General features: G+C 47.9%; 13 protein-coding genes. 2 read left to right on the top strand and 11 right to left on the bottom strand.

Going from position 1 to position 20,487, the window contains the following annotated elements; translation table 11 throughout:
• Positions 1 to 56 precede the first annotated feature (56 nt).
• On the bottom strand, positions 57 to 1,262 hold the full coding sequence (locus QP794_RS06475; protein WP_285075452.1) for an SGNH/GDSL hydrolase family protein: 1,206 nt from the start codon (positions 1,260 to 1,262) through the stop codon (positions 57 to 59).
• Positions 1,263 to 1,464: 202 nt separating this feature from the next.
• Complete coding sequence (locus tag QP794_RS06470; protein ID WP_285075451.1) at positions 1,465 to 3,711, bottom strand: glycoside hydrolase family 95 protein; 2,247 nt, start codon at positions 3,709 to 3,711, stop codon at positions 1,465 to 1,467.
• Positions 3,712 to 4,033: 322 nt separating this feature from the next.
• On the opposite strand from QP794_RS06470, the gene QP794_RS06465 reads away from it, so the two are divergent.
• Entirely contained in the window at positions 4,034 to 5,128 is a 1,095-nt protein-coding gene (locus QP794_RS06465) for a family 8 glycosyl hydrolase (protein WP_483311883.1), read from the top strand.
• A 291-nt stretch (positions 5,129 to 5,419) separates the two neighbouring features.
• Positions 5,420 to 5,908 carry a phenolic acid decarboxylase gene (locus QP794_RS06460; RefSeq protein WP_079349731.1) on the top strand — a complete coding sequence of 163 codons (489 nt, stop codon included), beginning with the start codon at positions 5,420 to 5,422 and terminating at the stop codon, positions 5,906 to 5,908.
• A gap of 139 nt (positions 5,909 to 6,047) precedes the next feature.
• On the opposite strand, the gene QP794_RS06455 is transcribed toward QP794_RS06460, so the two are convergent.
• From QP794_RS06455 to QP794_RS06415, 9 genes are all read right to left on the bottom strand, one after another.
• Positions 6,048 to 7,874 carry a beta-L-arabinofuranosidase domain-containing protein gene (locus QP794_RS06455; protein WP_285075448.1) on the bottom strand — a complete coding sequence of 609 codons (1,827 nt, stop codon included), beginning with the start codon at positions 7,872 to 7,874 and terminating at the stop codon, positions 6,048 to 6,050.
• A 65-nt stretch (positions 7,875 to 7,939) separates the two neighbouring features.
• Positions 7,940 to 9,586, bottom strand: coding sequence for an ABC transporter substrate-binding protein (locus QP794_RS06450; RefSeq protein WP_285075447.1), 1,647 nt, complete (start codon positions 9,584 to 9,586; stop codon positions 7,940 to 7,942).
• 34 nt (positions 9,587 to 9,620) lie between these two features.
• The gene (locus QP794_RS06445; protein ID WP_285075446.1) at positions 9,621 to 10,550 is read right to left on the bottom strand and encodes a carbohydrate ABC transporter permease; all 930 of its coding nucleotides are present in this window, start codon (positions 10,548 to 10,550) and stop codon (positions 9,621 to 9,623) included.
• A gap of 32 nt (positions 10,551 to 10,582) precedes the next feature.
• A complete protein-coding gene (locus tag QP794_RS06440; RefSeq protein ID WP_024633356.1) occupies positions 10,583 to 11,437 on the bottom strand; it encodes an ABC transporter permease in 855 nt (284 codons plus the stop codon).
• A 269-nt stretch (positions 11,438 to 11,706) separates the two neighbouring features.
• On the bottom strand, positions 11,707 to 14,028 hold the full coding sequence (locus tag QP794_RS06435; RefSeq protein ID WP_285075444.1) for a helix-turn-helix domain-containing protein: 2,322 nt from the start codon (positions 14,026 to 14,028) through the stop codon (positions 11,707 to 11,709).
• Between the two features lie 214 nt (positions 14,029 to 14,242).
• Complete coding sequence (locus tag QP794_RS06430; RefSeq protein WP_285075443.1) at positions 14,243 to 15,937, bottom strand: RICIN domain-containing protein; 1,695 nt, start codon at positions 15,935 to 15,937, stop codon at positions 14,243 to 14,245.
• 104 nt (positions 15,938 to 16,041) lie between these two features.
• Entirely contained in the window at positions 16,042 to 16,986 is a 945-nt protein-coding gene (locus tag QP794_RS06425; RefSeq protein WP_285075442.1) for a carbohydrate ABC transporter permease, read from the bottom strand.
• Positions 16,987 to 17,002: 16 nt separating this feature from the next.
• Complete coding sequence (locus QP794_RS06420; protein WP_285075773.1) at positions 17,003 to 17,905, bottom strand: carbohydrate ABC transporter permease; 903 nt, start codon at positions 17,903 to 17,905, stop codon at positions 17,003 to 17,005.
• A complete protein-coding gene (locus QP794_RS06415) occupies positions 17,902 to 20,472 on the bottom strand; it encodes a DUF5696 domain-containing protein (RefSeq protein ID WP_285075441.1) in 2,571 nt (856 codons plus the stop codon). Before QP794_RS06415 ends, QP794_RS06420 begins: the two co-directional genes overlap by 4 nt.
• Positions 20,473 to 20,487: the final 15 nt, after the last annotated feature.

The raw sequence follows: 20,487 nt of genomic DNA, 5'->3' as shown, positions 1-20,487 counted from the left end.
CTCATTCTCCTCTCCTACACTTGCATCTCAAGCTTCTATTGAGCCAGATGCCGTTGTTAATCGACATAACCAAACCCCAATATCGTAAACGATTTGTCTTCATGACCTTCGGCCATTCCAATCTCAATGATGTGCTCGCTGGACTGCTTCTCATCGAACAGGAGCAGCACATGACAATGCGTCCAATTGATTTGATGCGGGTCTGCTTTATGGACCAGCTCCCCGTCCACACATATATTTGCGGTACCAAACTCATCATTTGCAGAATCCTTGAAAATCAGAATGAGCCGCTTGCTCCGCAGAATCATCTTGAAGCTGCCAGCTTGACTCCCGCTCTCTCTGGTATACATCCAGTTATTAGGAAAATGAGGCGTGCCGTATGGATCATCATCCATCTCAGCCATTTGCAGATCCGTATCCGTTTCTCCAAAACCTCCCACATCGATGCGGGCGACGCTCACGCCATTCAGTCGGTCCAGCAGCTTCACATCCACAAATGCATTTCCGATTAGTGGTGGTTTATTAATCGTATCCTTTCCTTGATCCAGATCAGAACGATCCGTTACCTCAAACAGCCAGCCCAGACAGTTGGCCATGATGAGATGCCCGGCATTGGTCGGATGATAGATGTCGTGGAAGTATTGCTCTTTGGAGATGAGTCTTCCTTCCTCAGGGGGAAGTTGAAACTGTTCTACAACAGCATCTTTCACACTTACCATCGGGAGGTTGTAGTGCCGACCTACAGGAGCCAGCCGATCCTGCAGATTCCAGTCGTTCTTAAATACGCTGAATAGCAGAATGACAGCAGAGTCATTGTCAGCTCTTAATGCTTGCAGCACAAGGCTTTCATAACAGGTTCCTTCGGTTTCATCATCGGCATCGTTCACGGCGAACTCCACAATGACTATATCTGGCTTGACTTCCCCTTCTCTAAGTACATCACGATGATAGCGGATTACACCAAGCTCGGAAGGTGTTCCGCCTAACCCGGCCTTAATAAAACGTAGTGAGCTGTTACTTGTTGGAGCGAACATTTTCTTGAAAAGGTGAAAGGATTGATATGCATAACAATTTATATGAATCGGTTCCGCCCCGGCACCTTGAGTAATCGAGCCACCGATGTATGCAATCGTTACAGGCTCACCTCGTTTTGTTTTCTCGATAGCCTTCTTCAGTCTGGCATTATGACCTTTATGCAGCAGTGATTTTGCAATCAGATCACGATAAGCTTGCGACTCGAAGTTCAAGGATGTCTCACTCATGTCCTGCATGAAAAATCATTCCTTCCCCGGATAAATGAGAGTAACATCGTATGCTAACAGATGTCTTTTATACTTTATTAACTTAAAGTCTAACGCTCGCACGTAAAGCAGACAACCTGTTAAATGCTATGTCTTTACCTGACAAAGTATAGTTTCTATTCCAATACCCAGCCTTCTGCCAGCCATTTTGATTGTCAATCCGTCAGGTGAAAGTATAGGACTGTCCAGCCTCTGCATTAAAGGAAATGGGCTTGAGACCAAGGCCTTGCAACTGACAAACACCAGTGTTTGTACTTTTTACGGTTACTGTAGTCACCTCCCCCATCTTCCAGGAGAAATCGAGTGTATATCCGCCTCGGGCTCTGAGGCCTCTAACACTCCCTTCATGCCACTGGACAGGTACAGCAGGCAGAAGCCGAATCACGTCAGTGTGACTCTGCAGTAACATCTCAGCAATTCCCGATGCTCCACCAAAGTTGCCGTCAATCTGAAACGGCGGGTGATTGTCAAAAAGATTAGGCAACGTTGAGTGCTCCAACAGAGCTCTGACATTTTCGTAAGCCATCTCTCCATCCTCAAGGCGTGCCCAGAAATGAATGATCCAGGCCCGGCTCCAGCCTGTGTGTCCACCGCCATTTTCCAACCTGCGCTCCAGCGTGATTCGTGCAGCCTTCGCCAATTCCGGCGTATGTGCTGGAGTGAAACATTCTCCAGGATACAGCCCGAATAGATGCGAGATGTGTCGATGGCCTGGTTCCACTTCTTCATAATCCTCCATCCACTCCTGAATTTGGCCGTTCTTGCCGATCTGCGGCTTCGGGATTCGCTTCAGGGCATCAGCGAGTTCTTTCCTGAATGAATGGTCTCTTCCAATCAACTCGGCACTGCGAATACAAGCGTTGAACAGTGCTTCGATGATCTGAAAGTCCATTGAAGCCCCAGCGCAAAGCACCCCAATCTCGCCACTAGGCAGCTTATAGCTGTTCTCAGGAGAGACGGATGGACAAGTAATCAGACGGCCCTCTGCATCCTCGATCAGATAGTCCAGGAGAAATTCGGCCGATTCCTTCATGGTTTCATAGGCCTGTTCCAAAAAAATGCGGTTCTGACTATAGCGATAATGCTCCCACAAATGCAAGCATAACCAAGCAGCGCCCATCGGCCAGAACGAAGCTGGAAGATAGGTATCCTGTGGCGCTGTGTCTGCCCAAATATCCGTATTGTGATGTGCCGTAAACCCCCGGCAATCATACATAACCCGTGCCGTGATTCGGCCCGGCTCCCGCATTCTCTCAATCAGATCGAACAATGGCTCGTGACACTCTGCGATATTGCAGTTTTCGGCCAGCCAGTAATTCATTTGTGCGTTAATATTGATCGTAAATTTACTATCCCACGGCGGTGTAAAACTGTCATTCCATATCCCTTGAAGATTTGCAGGCAAAGAGCCTGGCCGGCTGGAGGAAATGAGCAGATAACGGCCATACTGAAAATAGGTCTCGATCAATCCCGGGTCCTCAGATCCCTTTTGGAATTCTTCTAATCTTTTGTCAGTTGGAAGTTCATTACGATCAGAGCTCTTTGTCAGATCCAATGCTACTCTGTTATAGAGTTCACCATAATCCGTTGTGTGCCTTGCAAGCAGCGTATCATAAGGAATCCGGCCAAGCTCTTCCAGAAGAAGTTTACAGTGTGACTCCGGATCTTCCTGACGGAAAGTCGTTCCCGCAGCAAGCATCAGTGTGACCGAGGACGCGCCCTCCACCAGCAGGTACTCGCCCAGAAGGCGGCAGAAACCCTCGTTTGGAATCGCTTTCATAACAACAGCAAAAGAACTACCCTCTTTACCACCGCATTCACCAAGCATGATCAGACCGCTCTGGTCCCACTTCTTTGTTTTCTCCATGTACCTCCAATTCTGTCGGTTGAATCGGGCTTTTATCGATACTGCATTCTTTGTATCTGAGGAGATTCGAAGTATGATGGCCTGATCCGGGTGGCTGGCAAACAGCTCACGTGAATAACGGATGTTGTTGACCTGATAGCTTACCCTTGAAACGCCCCGGTCCAAATCAAGCTCCCGTACATAATCCTCGACTGGACCATCATGATGGCTTAACGATAACTGCAGTTCCCCAAGTGGCACATAATGTCGCTGCGCCTCTGGAAGTCCCGCCATCGTCATGGAAGCAATCTCTTCAGCCTCCCGAAGTTTCCCTTCCATAATGAACTTGCGGATACGAGGCAGATTTGGGAGTGCATCTTCATTGTTACGATCACGAGCCCCACCGTACCACATGGAATCCTCATTCAACTGCAAGCGTTCCTCGGCTACGCCTCCAAATATCATTGCACCAAGGCGACCATTTCCAATTGGCAGAGCCTCGTTCCACATCTTGGCAGGTTTGCTGTACCACATGCGTTGATGATTCTGATTTGCTTCTGTCATTACGTTCCTCCCATATTCATATTCGATACAACTTTTAGGTCTATAATTCATTTTAACATTCAAATATGGAAAGAAAATGACGTAATCCAACCAATTAGTACTCTTTCATGATATGTATATTTCAATGTGCACCATTGCATTATTCCGCATATTTTTCTTCAGGCCAATAGCTCGGGCCAAAATACTGTAATTTTATAAGTGAATGCTTTAATTTGATAAGTAGCCTGCATGATATACTTTAGCAAGTATGATTGACTAAAAGGAGGCAACGAATTTGACTCACACTATTGAAGGCGCTTACACCACCTCTGAATACAGAAATATGTTTTTGGAACTCGGTTATACGGATGAGGAAATCAATGCAAGAATCGAGGACACTTGGACCGAGCTGTTCTACGGTGACCCGGATACGCGCATCTATCACCCCATGGGTGAGGACAAAGGATACATCCTTGACACTGGCAATCTGGATGTGCGTTCCGAGGGCATGTCTTACGGCATGATGATGGCTGTGCAAATGAACAAAAAAGAAGAGTTCGATCGACTCTGGAATTTCTCGAAAACATTCATGCAGCATGCGGAAGGTCGATACAAGGATTATTTTGCATGGCATTGCAAACCTGATGGCACGCGGATATCGCAAGGCCCAGCACCGGACGGTGAAGAATTTTTTGCGATGGCCCTTTTCTTTGCCTCCAACCGCTGGGGAGATGGACCTGCGCCATATGATTATGCAGAGCAAGCGAGAACAATATTACATGCATGCCTACATCAAGGAGAACATGGCGAAGGCGATCCGATGTGGGACCCGGAAACGAAATTAATCAAGTTCATACCGGAATCACCTTTTAGCGACCCGTCCTATCATCTGCCCCATTTTTATGAACTGTTCGCGAAGTACGCAGATGAGTGCGATCAAGCTTTTTGGAAAGAGGCTGCGGCAACCAGCCGGGTGTATCTGCACAAAGCATGTCATCCGGTGACCGGACTCTCACCCGAGTACGCCAATTTTGACGGCACACCTGCACCGCCACAACGTCATGGAGATTTCAGACACTTTTACAGTGATGCTTACCGGGTTGCGGCCAATATAGCCCTCGACTGGGAATGGTTCCGTAAGGATCGCTGGCAAGTGGAGCAGTCCAATCGCATACAGGCTTTTTTCAGTGAAATTGAAATGTCTGATTATCGTCGCTATACCATTGAAGGTGAGCCTTTTGACGAGCCATCGCTGCATCCGGTTGGGCTCCTCGCCACCAATGCTATGGCTTCTCTGGCAGCGGACGGTCCACATGCAAGCCAGTTCGTGCACCAGTTTTGGAACACGCCGCTGCGCAAAGGTGTGCGCCGATACTATGACAACTGTCTTTATTTCTTTAGTCTGCTGGCTTTGAGCGGCAACTATCGTATCTATTAACATAGATTTCAGGGCCATATTTCCGCCTATTTCAAGCCGTAAACGTAAACTGTCTACAGGATTGAGATAGGTGGATCACTCCCCTCTACGCCATTGAAATTCTGACGGGACAAAAGCCGAAAACGGCAAGAGACATCATCGGAAAGTATACATATATATGGGAATATAATATTCGAAGCTGGCGAGATATGAAATCGAAAGCCAGTCTCACTTGAATAGGAATGGGCATCGAAAACGAATGGAAATATAAGATCAGGAAGGGAGCATTCTATGATGGAAACCAAGGATGCACTGCAAGGCTTTACAGGGAGCCATATGATCTATACTTACGAAAATGGCTGGGAATACGAAATCTACATCAAAAACGATCATACCATTGATTATCGCATTCACAGCGGGATGGTTGCAGGGCGTTGGGTGCGGGATCAGGAAGTCAACATTGTGAAATTAACTGAGGGTGTCTACAAAGTATCATGGACCGAGCCGACAGGGACAGATGTTTCCTTGAATTTCATGCCGCGCGAGAAGCGGATGCACGGGATTATTTTTTTCCCGAAATGGGTTCATGAGCATCCGGAAATTACCGTCTGCTACCAGAACGACTATATCGATCTCATGATCGAGTCACGCGAAAAGTATGAAACATATCCTAAATACGTCGTTCCCGAATTTGCCGATATCACATTTATGGAAAATGCCGGGATCGACAATCAGAAGCTTATTTCCATCGCGCCTTATCCCGGTATGACCGACGATATTCGTGCCGGAAAACTGAAATAGACGCTTCATTGCAACATAAAATTTCAATATATCTAACCCAAAACGTTCCCGCTCGCATCGTATTCCTGCGAACCGGGAACGTTTTGGGGTATGCAAATCCAGCAACCAATGTCACTTTTCTGCCCTCATCCTATGCTCTTCAAGGACTGGGTGCCTCTTCTTGCTCATAAGCCGGGCTGCCCAACTCGGCCATTGAGAATCGTTGGACACCAGGAGAATCATTTTGCAAATCCAGATAGACCGAGTACTTTTCTTCCTCCACGCGAAACAGCGGGATGAATTTCACTTGATTCCCCTGCTCACTCTCTGCGGCGAATGCCAGTTGTTCCTGGGGAAGTCTGACGATTTTCTCATGCAGATTGCCCTCGGTAATTCCCTTCAATATTGTGTATTCCCCCAGTTGTGCAAGCAGAATACTGCCATACATTACCGCTGCCATGCTGTCCGAGCCTTGCAGTAGGACCAGATGCAGCTCGGCAGCGATTTCGATCTCGATTATATCCCGATCATGAAATTCGCGCTGAATGACGATGTACCCGTTGTTATGTTCCAGTTCCACCGGCACCGAGTTGATCTTCACCGCTTTGACAGACTTCGCTTTCAGGAGCAATGCTAATGTCACGGGTATGAGCGTCTCAATCATCAGGGTGGACGCAAGCCCATCAGGAAAACGGGTATGCTGCACAATGCTGGTGTGCTCGCTCCATTCGACCGTTGACGATATGAATGCATTCAACAGCAGCATGTTTTCGCTTTTGAACCAGATATTTTTCTGCAGTTCGCTCATCGCCTCGATTCCGGAAGCCGTACAGCACCAGAAGGAATCATGCGCGCTGCTGAAGGCTTTGGTTGCACCGCTCCCCATTGGCTGATGATATTGCGATAGCCCCGTTTGGCTGCTGGCGCTGTTCAGAACCGCGTTATATTTCAATGATTCCATATGATCCAGATATTCAACTGCTCCTGACCATGACAGCAATCTCTCCAGTATTCGCTCTGTGTTGTGCGCGCAGCAGCTCTCGCTCTCTCCACCTGTCAAGGCATCCTCCAGTCTTCCGAACCCTCCCCAGTGTTCCGACTTTTCGGAAACTCCACCTTCAACAGGAGCTGCAGCCTTTGAGCTGCTATTGCCGTTTGCAAATGTTCTCCCCTTCAAGCATTCGTAAAAATATAAGGCTGCCGCTCTGTATTGCTCCTCGCCGGTAATATCATGACGGTGCATGGCCGCTATGATCATGGGGAGATGAGTGTTGGCGTGCAAATCTGCAAGCACATCCTGACCGTTGGCAAGGCGACCTACAAAATAGTCTCTGTCGAACAGATAGGCAAGCTCCAGTATTTCGGCATTTCCTGTGAGATCATAGAGCGAGTACAGCGCATCTCCCATACCTCCGAACTCATTAGCCGGGTTCAGCCGTGTACAGCGGAGAATACCATCGATTTTCCAAAAGGAGAGCTTTGTGAACCGCCCATGAATATAGAGGGCCAGATTCACAGCAATCTTCAGTGCCTTCGAGTTGCCAAGGTACACATGGCAATCGATAAGTCCCTGCATAATTTTGTGCAAAGTATAATACGGGGCCCATACTTTCCGGTTCTCCTCGCTTTCCAGCAGATCGAGCTGATCCTCCCCAAATGCACTCACATATCCGTTGGGCTGAGCACAGGATTCCATGATGTCCACAATCTCGCTGGCTTTGCTGTGAAGCACCTGATCCTGATCGGCAAAGGCGTATTTGGCACAAGCCGAAAGGAAATGTCCAGCGAAATGTCCCCTAAGGCCGCAATCCTCAGCTTCCCAACCCCCAAGCGGTTCGGTATGAGAAGCTATTCCCGCATTATATTTGAATGTATGCATAAGCCGGTTAACATCAAATGAAGCAAGGTACGATTTGATGTATTGCCGGCGGGTAGCAAATTCATTTGTATTTAACCTCACTTCATTCAAGCCAAAATTGGCAAACAATATCGGTCACCTCCATTCCCTATGATACATATGAGGAATTATAACCACATTCAGACCGGTGTCCTTTATTTAGAAATGGATGAAGAATCATACGAAGACTGCATGATTTCCAGATAACGCTTGATGTTCAGGCCCTCCAGCCCTTTCACGTAATCATCCCAATCCTTATCCAGACTCTTCGCTCCTGTAATGAATTGCAGCGCATTCTGGTCAATATAATCCTTGAGATTTGTCTGCATCATGCTCGCTTCATCGGCGCTTGCCGGGTCAACCCACAGCGCCCAGTGCGGGAATACGTTCTCAGGCTCCTTGCCTTCCATCAGCAGCGTCGCCTCGTATAACCTGCGTTCCTGTCCGTCTCCTGCGTAGATGTCCTTGCCCTGAACTTCGGCATCACGGTATGCCCTGTGGTGATTGTACTGACTCAGGGCACCCCAGCTATCATTGCGCGGCTCTGCTCCTGTTGGGAGCGGAATTGCTTTGTAGAGTGGCTGCACTTGATCATTCAGGGCCACTTCCCCTTCTTGCGGCTTGCGCCAGCTTGTGCCCTCCTCACCAAGATATGCACTCATGGCTCCTTCTTCTGTGTAGAGATAATCCAGCATTTGAATGGCTGCAATCTGCGTTTCTTCGCTTGCCTTGTTCGTCAGCACAAACGACGCCCCGGGATCAATCGGATAGTTATAGGTTGCATAGTTGGCATGCGGTCCTTGCAGCGGAGGAATCGCGTTATAGTCCTTGCCATAAGGCGAGCCCTCATCGGTATTCACAAAAAGGGCCGGGTGCATGGCTGCGCCTGCGCCTAATAGTTGTGCATCAGCATTATCACCGATTTTCTTGAATGCGCCCGAATTCTGTGTAAAGGCCCCTGGATCAATCAGACCTGCTTCGTAAAGGGATCGGATATAGGCAAGTCCCTCTTTCCATTCCGATTTATTGGCAGCAGTGTCTATCTTGCCATCCTTAACGAGAAGATACGTTCTGTCGTCGTCATAAATGAAGGCATTCATCAGATACGGAATAATGTGCACGCCAAAATTTTCAATGGAGCCGCTAAGCGGTACTTCGTCCGCCTTGCCATTCCCGTTGGGGTCCTTTGTTTTGAACGCCTCAAGCACCCCTTTGAAGTCCTCCAAGGTTCTGGGCTCAGCTAATCCGAGCTGCTTCAGCCATTTTGTATTGAGCCACATCTTGTTTGGATAGGAGCAGTGGAAGCATTCATTCAAGCCCGTAAGACCATAGATATTGCCATCAGGAGCCGTGTTAATCGCTTTATAATATTCGTTGCTGTCCAGCACCTTTTTAATATTTGGAGCATATTTGTCGATCAGATCGTTGAGAGGCACGATGACACCTTGCTGGCCGAATTTCAACAAGTCCGTTTGCGAAAATCGATCTACCCACGGAATGAGCAGGTACAGATCAGGATAGTCTCCCGAAGCCAACGAGATTTGTCTCTTCTCCGATGCTCCGTCAAACGGAACTGTCGTCCAATTAAAATGGATGTTGAACTTGTCTTCCATCTTTTTGGTGAATTTATTGGTTTGAAGATTCGTATCCGAACCTTGATGTGCAAATACATTAATAGAGACTTTATTGCCGGAGGAACCCTCCCCCTTCAATCCGCTGCCTTGTTCGGTGGATGAACATCCCGTAAGCGCCACGCCAAGAAGAAGCAGGCAGGCAAATATGATGGACCCTGGTTTTCTCAAAAAAATCCTCTCCTTTACTGATGATTGTAAAACGTCAGCCTTTGACCGAGCCAATCAGCATGCCCTGCACAAAATAGCGCTGAACAAAGGGATAGATAACCAGCACCGGCAAGCTGGCCATGACGATTAACGAGAATTTCATTAATTCAGCCATTTGCTGCTGCTTCAACATTTCCCCTGCGTCCATGTTTCCGGTACCATTGTTCAAAATGAGGATGCTCCGCAAAATTAGCTGCAACGGATAAAGCGATTGCGATTTTAAGTAGATCAATGCATCGAAGTACGCATTCCACTGCCCGACTGCATACATCAGCGATAACACCGCAACGATTGGCTTCGCCAGAGGCAGAATGACGCTGAAAATAAAACGGATATCGCTGCATCCGTCAATGTCGGCTGCTTCGGACAGTTCCTCTGGAATGGAATTTTGAAAGAACGTGCGCGCTATGATGACCTGCCACACCCAGATGGCATTGGGGATCAGCAGCGCCCAGCGGGTATCGATCAATCCCAGTGTTTTGACTACGAGATAAGTTGGAATCAATCCACCGGAGAAGAGCATGGTGAACGTGATGAACATCATCAGCGGACTGCGTCCGACAAAGGTTTTTTTGGAGAGCGGGTAAGCGATCATGATCGTCAGCGCTACGCTGATCAGCGTGCCGCTTACGGTGTAAAACAAGGAATTGGCATATCCGGTAATGACCTGATCGTTCTGCAATACCGCCTTGTATCCATCCAGCGTCAAGTCAACCGGCCACAGCCAGACTTTCCCGGAAGAGACAGCGGCTGGACTGCTTAGGGAAGAGCTAACGATATAGATTAGCGGGTAAAGCACGGCAATTAAAATGACAATCAGAGCGATGTAGATGATGGTCATGAATATTCGGTCCCCAAAGGACTCCCTGATCGTGGGTTTCCCTTTATTCGTCGAACGGCGTGAGTATGTCTGTAACTCGCTCATCAGATGAACTTCCTCCCTTCGGGCCTAGTGCACTACCACAGGCTTGTATTGGACAATCGCTTCGCGGCTGCGTTCACCGTCAGCAGCAGGATCAGGTTAATCAGAGAATTAAACAGGCCAACCGCCGTTGCAAAGCTATAATTGGCGTTCAGCAGCCCCATTTTGTACACGTAGGTAGAAATTATTTCAGAAGCCGACAAATTCAACGGATTTTGGAGCAAATAAATTTTCTCAAATCCGACCGCCATGATGTTGCCAACGCTCAGGATCAGAATGATCACTGCCGCAGGCAGTATGCCAGGCAGATCAACGTTCAATATTTTTTGGAAACGGCTTGCGCCGTCGACTTTGGCCGCTTCATACAGCGAAGGGTCGATGCCAGCCAACGCTGCCAAATAAATCACTGCGGAGTATCCCATGCTCTGCCACACGTCGGAGAACACATATAAAGACCGGAACAATCCAGGCTCTCCCAGGAAATTCACCGCTTCCAACCCCAGAGCGCCCAGAATCGTATTAACGATGCCAAGCCGGGGAGAAAGAAATAACATGATAATGGATACCATAACCACGGTCGAAATAAAGTAGGGAGCATAGGTAACCATCTGAACGGTTTTCTTAAACGTTGCGCTCTTGACCTCGTTCAGTGCCAGCGCCAGCAAAATGGGCACCGGAAAGCCGACAATTAACTGATAGAAGGAAATATACAGCGTGTTTTTGATCAGGGTGGCGAAGGCGGGATTTTGGAAAAGCAATTCAAAATACTTGGTGCCTACCCATGGGCTGCCCCATACCCCCTTGATAACGTTGTAATCCTTGAATGCCAGGACCGCATTAGCCATCGGAACATACTTGAAAATGATGAAGTAAGCGACGGGTGGAAGGATTAGCAGATATAGCTGCCAATGCCTCCGCAGACTTCTGGATACGGCTCGCTTGACAGCCGAGCGTCTGCTCTGTCTTGTTGCCGAAGCCACATTAGATATTGTCGTTCTCAGATTCATCCCCCCATGCGGTGGCCAGTAAGACTTTTTGGCAGACCGCTTTTTTTGGTTAGCGCATTTTTGATAGCGCTTTCTTGTTGGTAATCATAAGAGCGCTTCCCCAATTGCGTAAAGGTACACTTTATCGAATGAGGTACGAATCACGTACGACTTCATTTCATTTGATCTTCCATCTGCCGAAATGCACTTGGCAAGATGCCCTTAACACGTTTGAAGGCTCTTCGGAACGAATGTGCGCTATTATATCCGGTTGTCTGTGCAATCTCATCAATTGTCTGCTGGCTCTCAAGAAGCAACTCAGCCGCTTTGCTGATTCGCACCACCTCTACATAGTCGGAAAGGTTCTCTCCGGTATGCTCCTTGAATAATTGGGAGATATATTTTTCCGGTTTGCCCATTTGTTCCGCAATCCGGTATACCGTCAGGTTCGCATCGGCATAATGCTTCTGGATGTAAACCATTGTTTCATTAACAATTTCCGCATGCATGTTGGATTTTTTACGTTGCACGTTCTGGCAGACCTCTTCCGCCAGCTGATGGAACTTGTCCCGTAGTACGGCAACACTGTCCGTGACCTGAATCCCAGCGATCCGATTCTTGAACTCCTCGACAAGCGCTTCATCCAGCATGATCTTAGGCTCCAGCTTTAGAAATGTTCCCCTTAATTCCATAATAAATTGCTGTGTCATATCGTACGACAGCTCTTGCTCTGCAAAGTTTCGGCTAAACAGTTGATCCAAGTTACGCTTGGATTCTTCCGTCTCTCCCGCCTTAAGCGTATTTATCAGCCGCTGTTCGGACTCCATCGGATAGTAGTACAATTCGGTTTCCTTTACAGCGTTTTCGAACTTTACTAATTGGTCAGCCCCGATGTGAATGGCATATTCGAGCGCTTGTCTGGCCTCGTTGAACGAACGGCCTACGTCATTCCATACATCATACGAAGAACCCATACCGATGGTCGTCGATACCCGGTAATCCTGATACACAGAATCCATCAGTTTCATCAATTGGGCTTCACATGTGAGCAAGGTTTGATCCAAAGCTTCATCCCTCAGCGGTAGCACAAAAGCAATCTGATCCGTTCCCCACTCCGTTATCAAAACATCCGCATTCCATGTCGTCAGGGCTTCACGCACGATTAGCCTCGCAACACTTAATTCTTGAATAATTTCTTCGCTATCCGGGCTGCCATAGCCATCTACTCTCATAATCCCCACAACCCCCCGACTGGTATGAAGCGAAATGTCTGTCTGGGAAGAGATCGCCTCCAACTCACGAGTTGTATAAAACTCACCGGTCAACAAACGCTTGATGAACCCGTCTCGCAGCATCGGGAGCTGCTCACTCAATGCATTTTTGAGAAGATGGTTGTTCGTAATAAGACTCGTAATATTGCTGGCCAAGAAATCGTACTCGTTACTTATTTTTCCCGGTAGTCCGATATTCTGATCCCGAAACACGAACAAAAGCTTATGAATCGGCGCACTGTTGCGGTAAGCCAGTAAAAGTCCAATGATTAGTCCGAAACCAAGTGTGGCTAACGTGAAGGTAAAGGTAACCTGCTTTATCTGGTCTGCTTTTATCATTAACGCCCGTTCGGGAATGCCAGCCATATAATTCCAGCCATTTTGATCCGAGCGAATGGAAATCAGCAGACGACCGTCTCCCATAGGCTGCACTTCACGATCCTTGGCAGCAGGTATATCCTTCAGTTGCTTTGCCTCACTTGTATTCATGCCACGCGAAAAAATGATGTTCCCATTGGCGTCTGTTACCAGTGTCCACCCTCCATATTGCTCCACAATATGTTGAGTCAGGCTCGCCATCTGATTCTCATCAATCATGACACCGATGGTAGCCTGAGGTTTGTTGAAGCTATTTAAAGGAAGCGACTGAAGAAACGTAATGGCTGGAGCGTCCACAAGCAGATTACTGCGAATCTCCTGCTTGTAGTTCCGAAGGGGAATAATCTCGTTTAAATGTGGCTTTTTCAAAATGTTTTCTTTCCATTCTTCGAACGTCATGCCTTCCAGCGCATTGGTGGCGTAATAATGCTCAGGTCGGTAGTAAACGGTGGTAGGCGTGATGATGACATTATAATTCGGAATATATATGAAGAAATGAGACAAATAATCATTGGTGCTGCTGTACATAGACAGGCTGCGCTGCATACGGCCCAAACCATAAACATTATTAGCATCGAGCGGCTTAGGATCAGCAATTAAACGGTACAATTCCTGGTTAATCGCTAACTGCCTTGTGAAATCCTCAACCTGCATGAGATTTCGTTCAATAATTTCCTTGCCCAGGTTGAGCGATTTCAGACTGTTTTCAATGGAGCTTGTCCTCGCTGCTTCAATGGATGCCCTATAGGAGGCATATCCGGCAATTTGAGGAATCATCAGAATAATGAGATAAGAAACCATAAATCTGCGGAATAACGGCGTGAATTTGAACCATAGACGCTGCATTTGTACCTCCTTTTTGGTAAGCGTTTACAAAATTGATTTGTTTCATAATACACCTTTCATTTGTGTGTGGTGAAGGTACACCTTAATCTTTTTGGTACAAATACTTAAAATTTTTGTACTAAACCACTAGCAGTTAATAGAGGACTACTTCTGAACACCAAAAAGAAACCTTCCCAGCCGCAATAGACTGGAAGGCTCCTTTTGTACCTTTTGTTTAATTGACGGCTACAAACTTCCATTGCTGGTTGGTTGCGCCTGTGTAATCGTTTTGCTGCAATTTTGCACCGTCTGTCGTCGCAGAACCGGTTACCTCAATGGCTTTATTGCTATTCACGTTAATAATACTCCAGTACCCATTGCCCAGATCATTGATTTTGAAATGCTGCGCAGTGGTGTTTAAATTGCTCATAAGCTGTACTGCCTCTCCGTTGGTACTGGTGCCATTTCGGATGTCGATCACCTTATCAGGCGAATTCACACTCGTCAGATTGTAAATTCCGCTAGCTATTTGATTCAGGACCCACTTTTGAGGATTGCCCCCCAGATCAGACCATTGCTGAAGCTGCAAGTTGTTCTCGTTTACCCCACCCGGTACATCAATAACCTTGTTCGAATGTCTGGCTACAATCTTGTAGGTCGCACCCGAGACTAGACCGCTTGATGGAGTGCCACCGTTCGGATAGGTCTGAGCACGTTCATAGAACCATTCGAAGAGGAATCGTCCCATTGCGCTTCTTGAAGCATCCCCGTCCCATTTCAATCCTGCCGTAGGATCAGCAAAGGAGCTTCGCTGTCCAGCATCCAGAATAAAACCGTTCATGTGAGCTGCAATACTGACATTGCCTGCCGCGTTGAAAATGGTCTTCGTATTGTTACCAAAGCCTTCATTGCTGCCATTGAACAGATTCCAGTATTCGGAATCGCCGGCTTTCTTTTTGAACCATGTGACTTCGGTAATGTTGATCGGATATTTATCGGCCGCTGCCTTTACATTGGTATTCCATTGATCTTGCAGAATGGACATGTTGTCATATGCTCCGTAACCCGGATACCAGTGAACGGCATAACCGTAATTGTTCAGCGGGTCTGTCAACGGATGGCTTGCTGTCAGACTGTAGAATTGGTTATATCCCAAACCAGCGGCCCAGATGACATTATCCGCGCCTTGGCTCCGAATGGTCGAGATAATGGAATTCTGGAAATTGCGCAAGTCGTTCCAGTGGTCCACAAAGTCGTTCTCGCCGTTATAACCACCCCAATGTCCGTTCGCATAGGATTTTACCGGCTCGTTGATCAGCTCGAAATGTACATTATCGGCACTTTTTATCTCTGGACGAGCAGCGAGATACCCCCAGATCTGATTGAACTTTTGCAGATTGGCCGAAGTGGTGGCTTGATCATCCTTCAGTGTGAAATCGAGTCCAAGCGTAACATAGACGCCTTTGGTTTTGGCATATTGAATATAAGGAATAATGACGTTCTGTGTCACGGCTTGTACACCTGCAAAATTGTAGGTGCCTGCCGCCACATCCCCCATGTCCTCACGGTCGATGAACAGCCGAATCTGATTCATATTCCAGCCGTGGCTGCTCCCGTATTTCGGGCTCGTACTTGTGAATGTATCCGTAATATCCTTCAAATAAGCCAATGTGGCAGCATGACGGTTGTTGCCATGAAGATTCAGATAATAATTGCTGTTCTGATATGTCCAGTAGGCGCCTGAAGGCTGATGCCAACCACTTAGCACGACGGGCTGGTTACTACTGTTCACCAAGTTTTTGCCGCTGACATGAAGCTTGCCCATCGGCATGCCGACCCACGCTTCCGCACGTTCGGTTCCGAACGGCATAATAGACAATAGCAAACCGAGAATGATCATAAATTTACAAGATACCAACCATCTCTTCAATATAATCCCTCCTGATCTTAAAGTGTAAAACGTTAAAACGGACGGCAACACCTCCTTTATTGTGAAGGGGCTAGACCTTCCAGCCCCCATCCAAGAGAGAATCATTATCCTACGATGCCTGTACGTTCAACACTTTCAACGAAATAACGCTGCACAAACAGATAAATGATGATTAAAGGCAGGATCGCCAGCAGAATGCCTGTATCCTGAATCATGCTCAGATAGAATGGATCGGCTTTGGATGCGCCATCACTAACCTGCTGTGCCAGATTATATGGAAGAGAGGACAGCTGCGTTGACATCACCTTGCTGGACGTCAGATAGGTTGTCGTGTAGAAGCTGTCATTCCATTGCCAGACGAAAGAAAACAGCAGTACAGTAACGATTGATGGAATTGCATTCGGCAGCATGATGCGTGCAAAGGTTCGGCTGATGCCTGCACCATCAACGTAAGCGGCTTCCTCGACCTCTTTGGGAATGCCCCTGAAAAATTGGCGAAAGATAAAAATATACAAACCTGCTTTGAGCGAATTGGCTGTTATGGCAGTCAGAATAAACGGCCAGTACGTATTCAGCAGATTGACGGGTTTTCCTGCAATCAGCGTCATCAGTCCCATCAGATCGAAGCTCTTCAGATTCAGATACACCGGGATCAGGATCGTGGTGGGCGGCACCAGTATGGTCAGAATGACTCCGGCAAACAACAGATTACTTCCCTTAAACTTCAAGCGGGCAAACCCGTATCCGGCAAGTGCACAGGAAAGCGTGGTCAAAATAGTCGTTGTTGCAGACAACGCAAATGTATTGAACAGTGTTGCCCAGTCATCCATGACACGAATAGCCTCTCGAAAATTGTCGATAGAGAAATTCTGTGGAATCCAGACGACAACCGCTGAATACAAATCACTTTTATCCTTGATGGACGTTGATATCTTCTGAAAGATAGGAAACAAAATAACGAAGGATAGTCCTGCAATGAGTGTGAATCTCACAACAGACCACAGCCAGCTTTTCCACTGCTCCAGCGACAACAGTCTTGATATCATCAACGCACACACCCCTTTTCTAATCTTGATAGAAGACACGTTTGGAGAAGATAATTGAAACGATCACCAAAATGACGGCAATAGCCAGGAAATACACCCATGCCATGGCTGAGCTTAACCCAAAATCAAATTTAACGAAGCCTGTATCGCGAATAAGCTTGGTCATGGCGTTGTTTGCAAAAGAATCGACGATGGTGTAAATGACGTTCACAAAAATGAGCGGGCTGACCATCGGAAACGTGATTTTCCAGAACGCTTCATATCCAGTGGCCCCTTCCATCTTGGATGCTTCATATAGCTGGGGCGATATCGTTTGGATACCTGCCAAAAATATGAGAATCTGTACACCGGATTGACTGACAATCTGATATATCCGGTCTACCGCACCGCTCAGATATGTCACGACCCATTCGCTCAACCCCGCATCCAGCATCAGCTTTTCAATCTCAAAGGTTCCCAAGGCGCTGCCACCTGTATTGCTCTGGTTCACAGCCTCGATCAGACTGGTGCTTTCCAGCGTCATGATGACGCCGGATGCCAGAATCACCGGCAGAAAAAATATGGATCTCGCTACTGCTCGCCCCGGAAACCTCTGATTCAGAATAACTGCAAGGAACAGGCTGAATATTACGATCAGAGGCACATTAACGAGCACATCTGTGATGGATTCGATCAGTGCCCGGTTGAAGCTGGTATTTACCGTCATTGCCTGGATATAGTTAGCGAGACCTGTGTACTGGATGGATATCCCCTGTGCATTCGCCTGAATTGAACTCAGGCTGTAGCGCAAGGAAGCCAGCAGCGGAACCAGGAAGAACAGGACAAAACCGACAAGCCAGGGAAGCACATAGATGACTCCCCAGACCGCTTTCTGCTGAGCGTAGGTTCGGCGTCCCCACTTCCCTTTTAGTAGCGCTTTCAGAGTTGCTCACCACCTGTCACGTAACTTTTGGCTTCCACGTTATGACCGCCAGCCTGCACCGGGAAGTCGTTATAATTCACCAGAGCGAAGCTTCCGTTTTCGTATGTCGTTTGATACACTCCTTCAGCCAGCTTCTCGTGTGCCACCATGTGAAGCCCTGCGAAAGGACGATTGGCCTGATTGACCTCTTCATACATCTTCGCTGCGAGATCAATCCATTGTTCATAGTGCGCAGCATACAGATTGTCGTAATCCGTTTCCTTCACAACATGATTCGGTGCGTTAAACCAAGTAAAATAGGGGCTTGCCCCATACTCCACGAGCTTTAGTACATACTGTCTCGCATCCGTATAGGTTGACAGGTTGTAAGCAGCTCCCGTATAGCTGATGCCACCATGTACAACCAGTTGGAAGAACGGAATTTCCTCATCCTCCAGCTTGAAGCGGCTGCTGGACATTGGGGCATCCGTGAGACCTGTCACATAGGGCAGCGCATACGCATTCCCGCCTTCGGCAACAACAGATATCCCTTGCTGCGCAAGCTGCTTCAAGCTCTCGGTGACGGCTGTTTGTGCTTCTGTGCGATCCAGCAGTTTCTTCGGATTCATATCACTGTTCACTTGATCAGCCAGATCACGCACCGACAATCCCCCTTGCTCATAGGGCTGGAGTGCTTTCAGCAGGTCTTGAGTCACATCTCCCAGCAAATGCGGAGACAGGATATAGGACGGAAGTCGATCCCGGTCACGGCGCTGTCTTGCCGGGTCCATCGGGTATAGAAGTGCAGGCTCCTGCGTCAGTGTGCGTGAAGCTTCCTTGGAAGGACTGAATCCTGTCTTGGAATGTACATTTAGTACAGCGACATCGGGGTAAAATCCAATTCCCTCCTTACGAGCATAGTCGCTGAATTCTTGCATGCCTTTTCGTCCTCCAATCGCTCCATCCACTTTGATGGAATCCGGTATCTGATGTTGAAGCCCTCCATTAAACCATCCCGCATACCGAACCTGAATGTTGGATACTTGTTTTTTCTTAAGGATTGACAGAATCTGCCGGGCTTCATCAAAGGTGGTCAACGCTTCAGTAGAATCGTAAGGTATGCCCAACATATGTTTTCTGGTCGTCATTCCGCCGATAAGCTTCAGGTAAAACGGAATATCCATCTCTCCCCCAGCTGTTTGGTTCGCAGGAAGACCATTCGTCTGGATTAAGTAGTCACGATACAAGGAAGCCAGACCGGAGTAAGAGGCATTCTCTGCCCCGGCAAAGGCATAACGGACGACAAAATCCGATGCGGTCGGCTTCTTCTGAAACTTGGGAAGTGTCCGTACCATGTCGCTGGCCTGGAGTGTTACATCACTTTTGTTTACAACGTAGAAGCTCGCATACACATTGTTGTAGCTATTCAGCTTTCCGCTGATATCTGCATTTACAACCGCCACCGCTGCTCCTTCCTCAATGATGCCAAGAAATGCGCCGCCCTCACGAATGAGACCGAATACCGGCAGCCTTGCTCTTTCCTCGGAGGAGTCCGCTTCACGAAGCTTCATCGTCAGATCCGGTCCGTATACATCCTGCTGATAGGCAGGGTATTGTACCTTTCCATTATTAAAATGAATGAGTGCTCCCGACCCGTCAGGTACAAACAGGGAACCTTCCTGATCCGCTGCGCCAGCCCCGAAATAATCCAGCACGGATATGCTGTTGATCGGGTATTGCTCCGGAAAATGGATGCCGGAGGCAGGTACACGTACAACCAATGATTCCTGATCCAGCTCATATTCAATGGATAGCATAAACAATCGGGGGCCGCTTTTTTCCTGCTCGATGCCATGCTCGGCATTGTCCAGTTCTAGGTCCTCGGACGTGTAGCCGGCTGTCTCAAAAGCCTTCAGAGCACGCGTCAACTGAAGACCCTGCAGCGCTTTGTCGTTCCGAACGTATACACCCCCGTCCTTCTCCTCCGCATACCCAATCTTCAAGGCACGTTGTCCTGCCTTGTCGAGCAAGGCAAGCAGCTTCTGTTCGAAGCGCTCTTTGCTGATTTTTACAGGCAGATCTTCCACAGAACTCTCATTGGTTCCGAACTGGTAGTTCACCCGAACCCCATTCGGCAATGCTTCGTAGCTTATCTGCTGGTGAGCTACGCTGTCCGTATAGGAATTGACCGAGCTGCTCTGACCCAGACTGTTATAGAAGCTCAGCTTGGACTGCGCAGACAGCAGATCCTTATTGATTCCCGACGCAAGCGAATCGATCTTCCGATCTTCCGGATTGCTGCGCCAGATCTGCCCGCTTTGCTTGTGAATCACCGCAATCTCGGCTATATCCTCCTGGATGAGTAGCTGCAGCTCATCATTCTGGGCAAGCCCGAGCATGTCTGGCAGACGGGCATTGCTGAAGGATGAGGCCAGCTTCTGACCAGGCGGCAGTACAGGCACTTCTGCTTGTTCATCCGCATTTGCCGACAACGTAATTACAGGCGTAGAGTCGGGCTGACAGCCGCCAAGAAACAGGATGAATACGAGCAGGATCACGATCATTTTTTTGGCCACGTACAAAAACATCTCCATTCTCCTTCC

Origin of the sequence: Paenibacillus sp. UMB7766-LJ446 (assembly GCF_030226665.1) — a bacterium.
Classification (GTDB): Bacteria; Bacillota; Bacilli; order Paenibacillales; family Paenibacillaceae; genus Paenibacillus; species Paenibacillus vandeheii.
The sequence above is the reverse complement of the archived record's forward strand: the minus strand, read 5'-3'. Positions and strand labels throughout refer to the sequence as shown.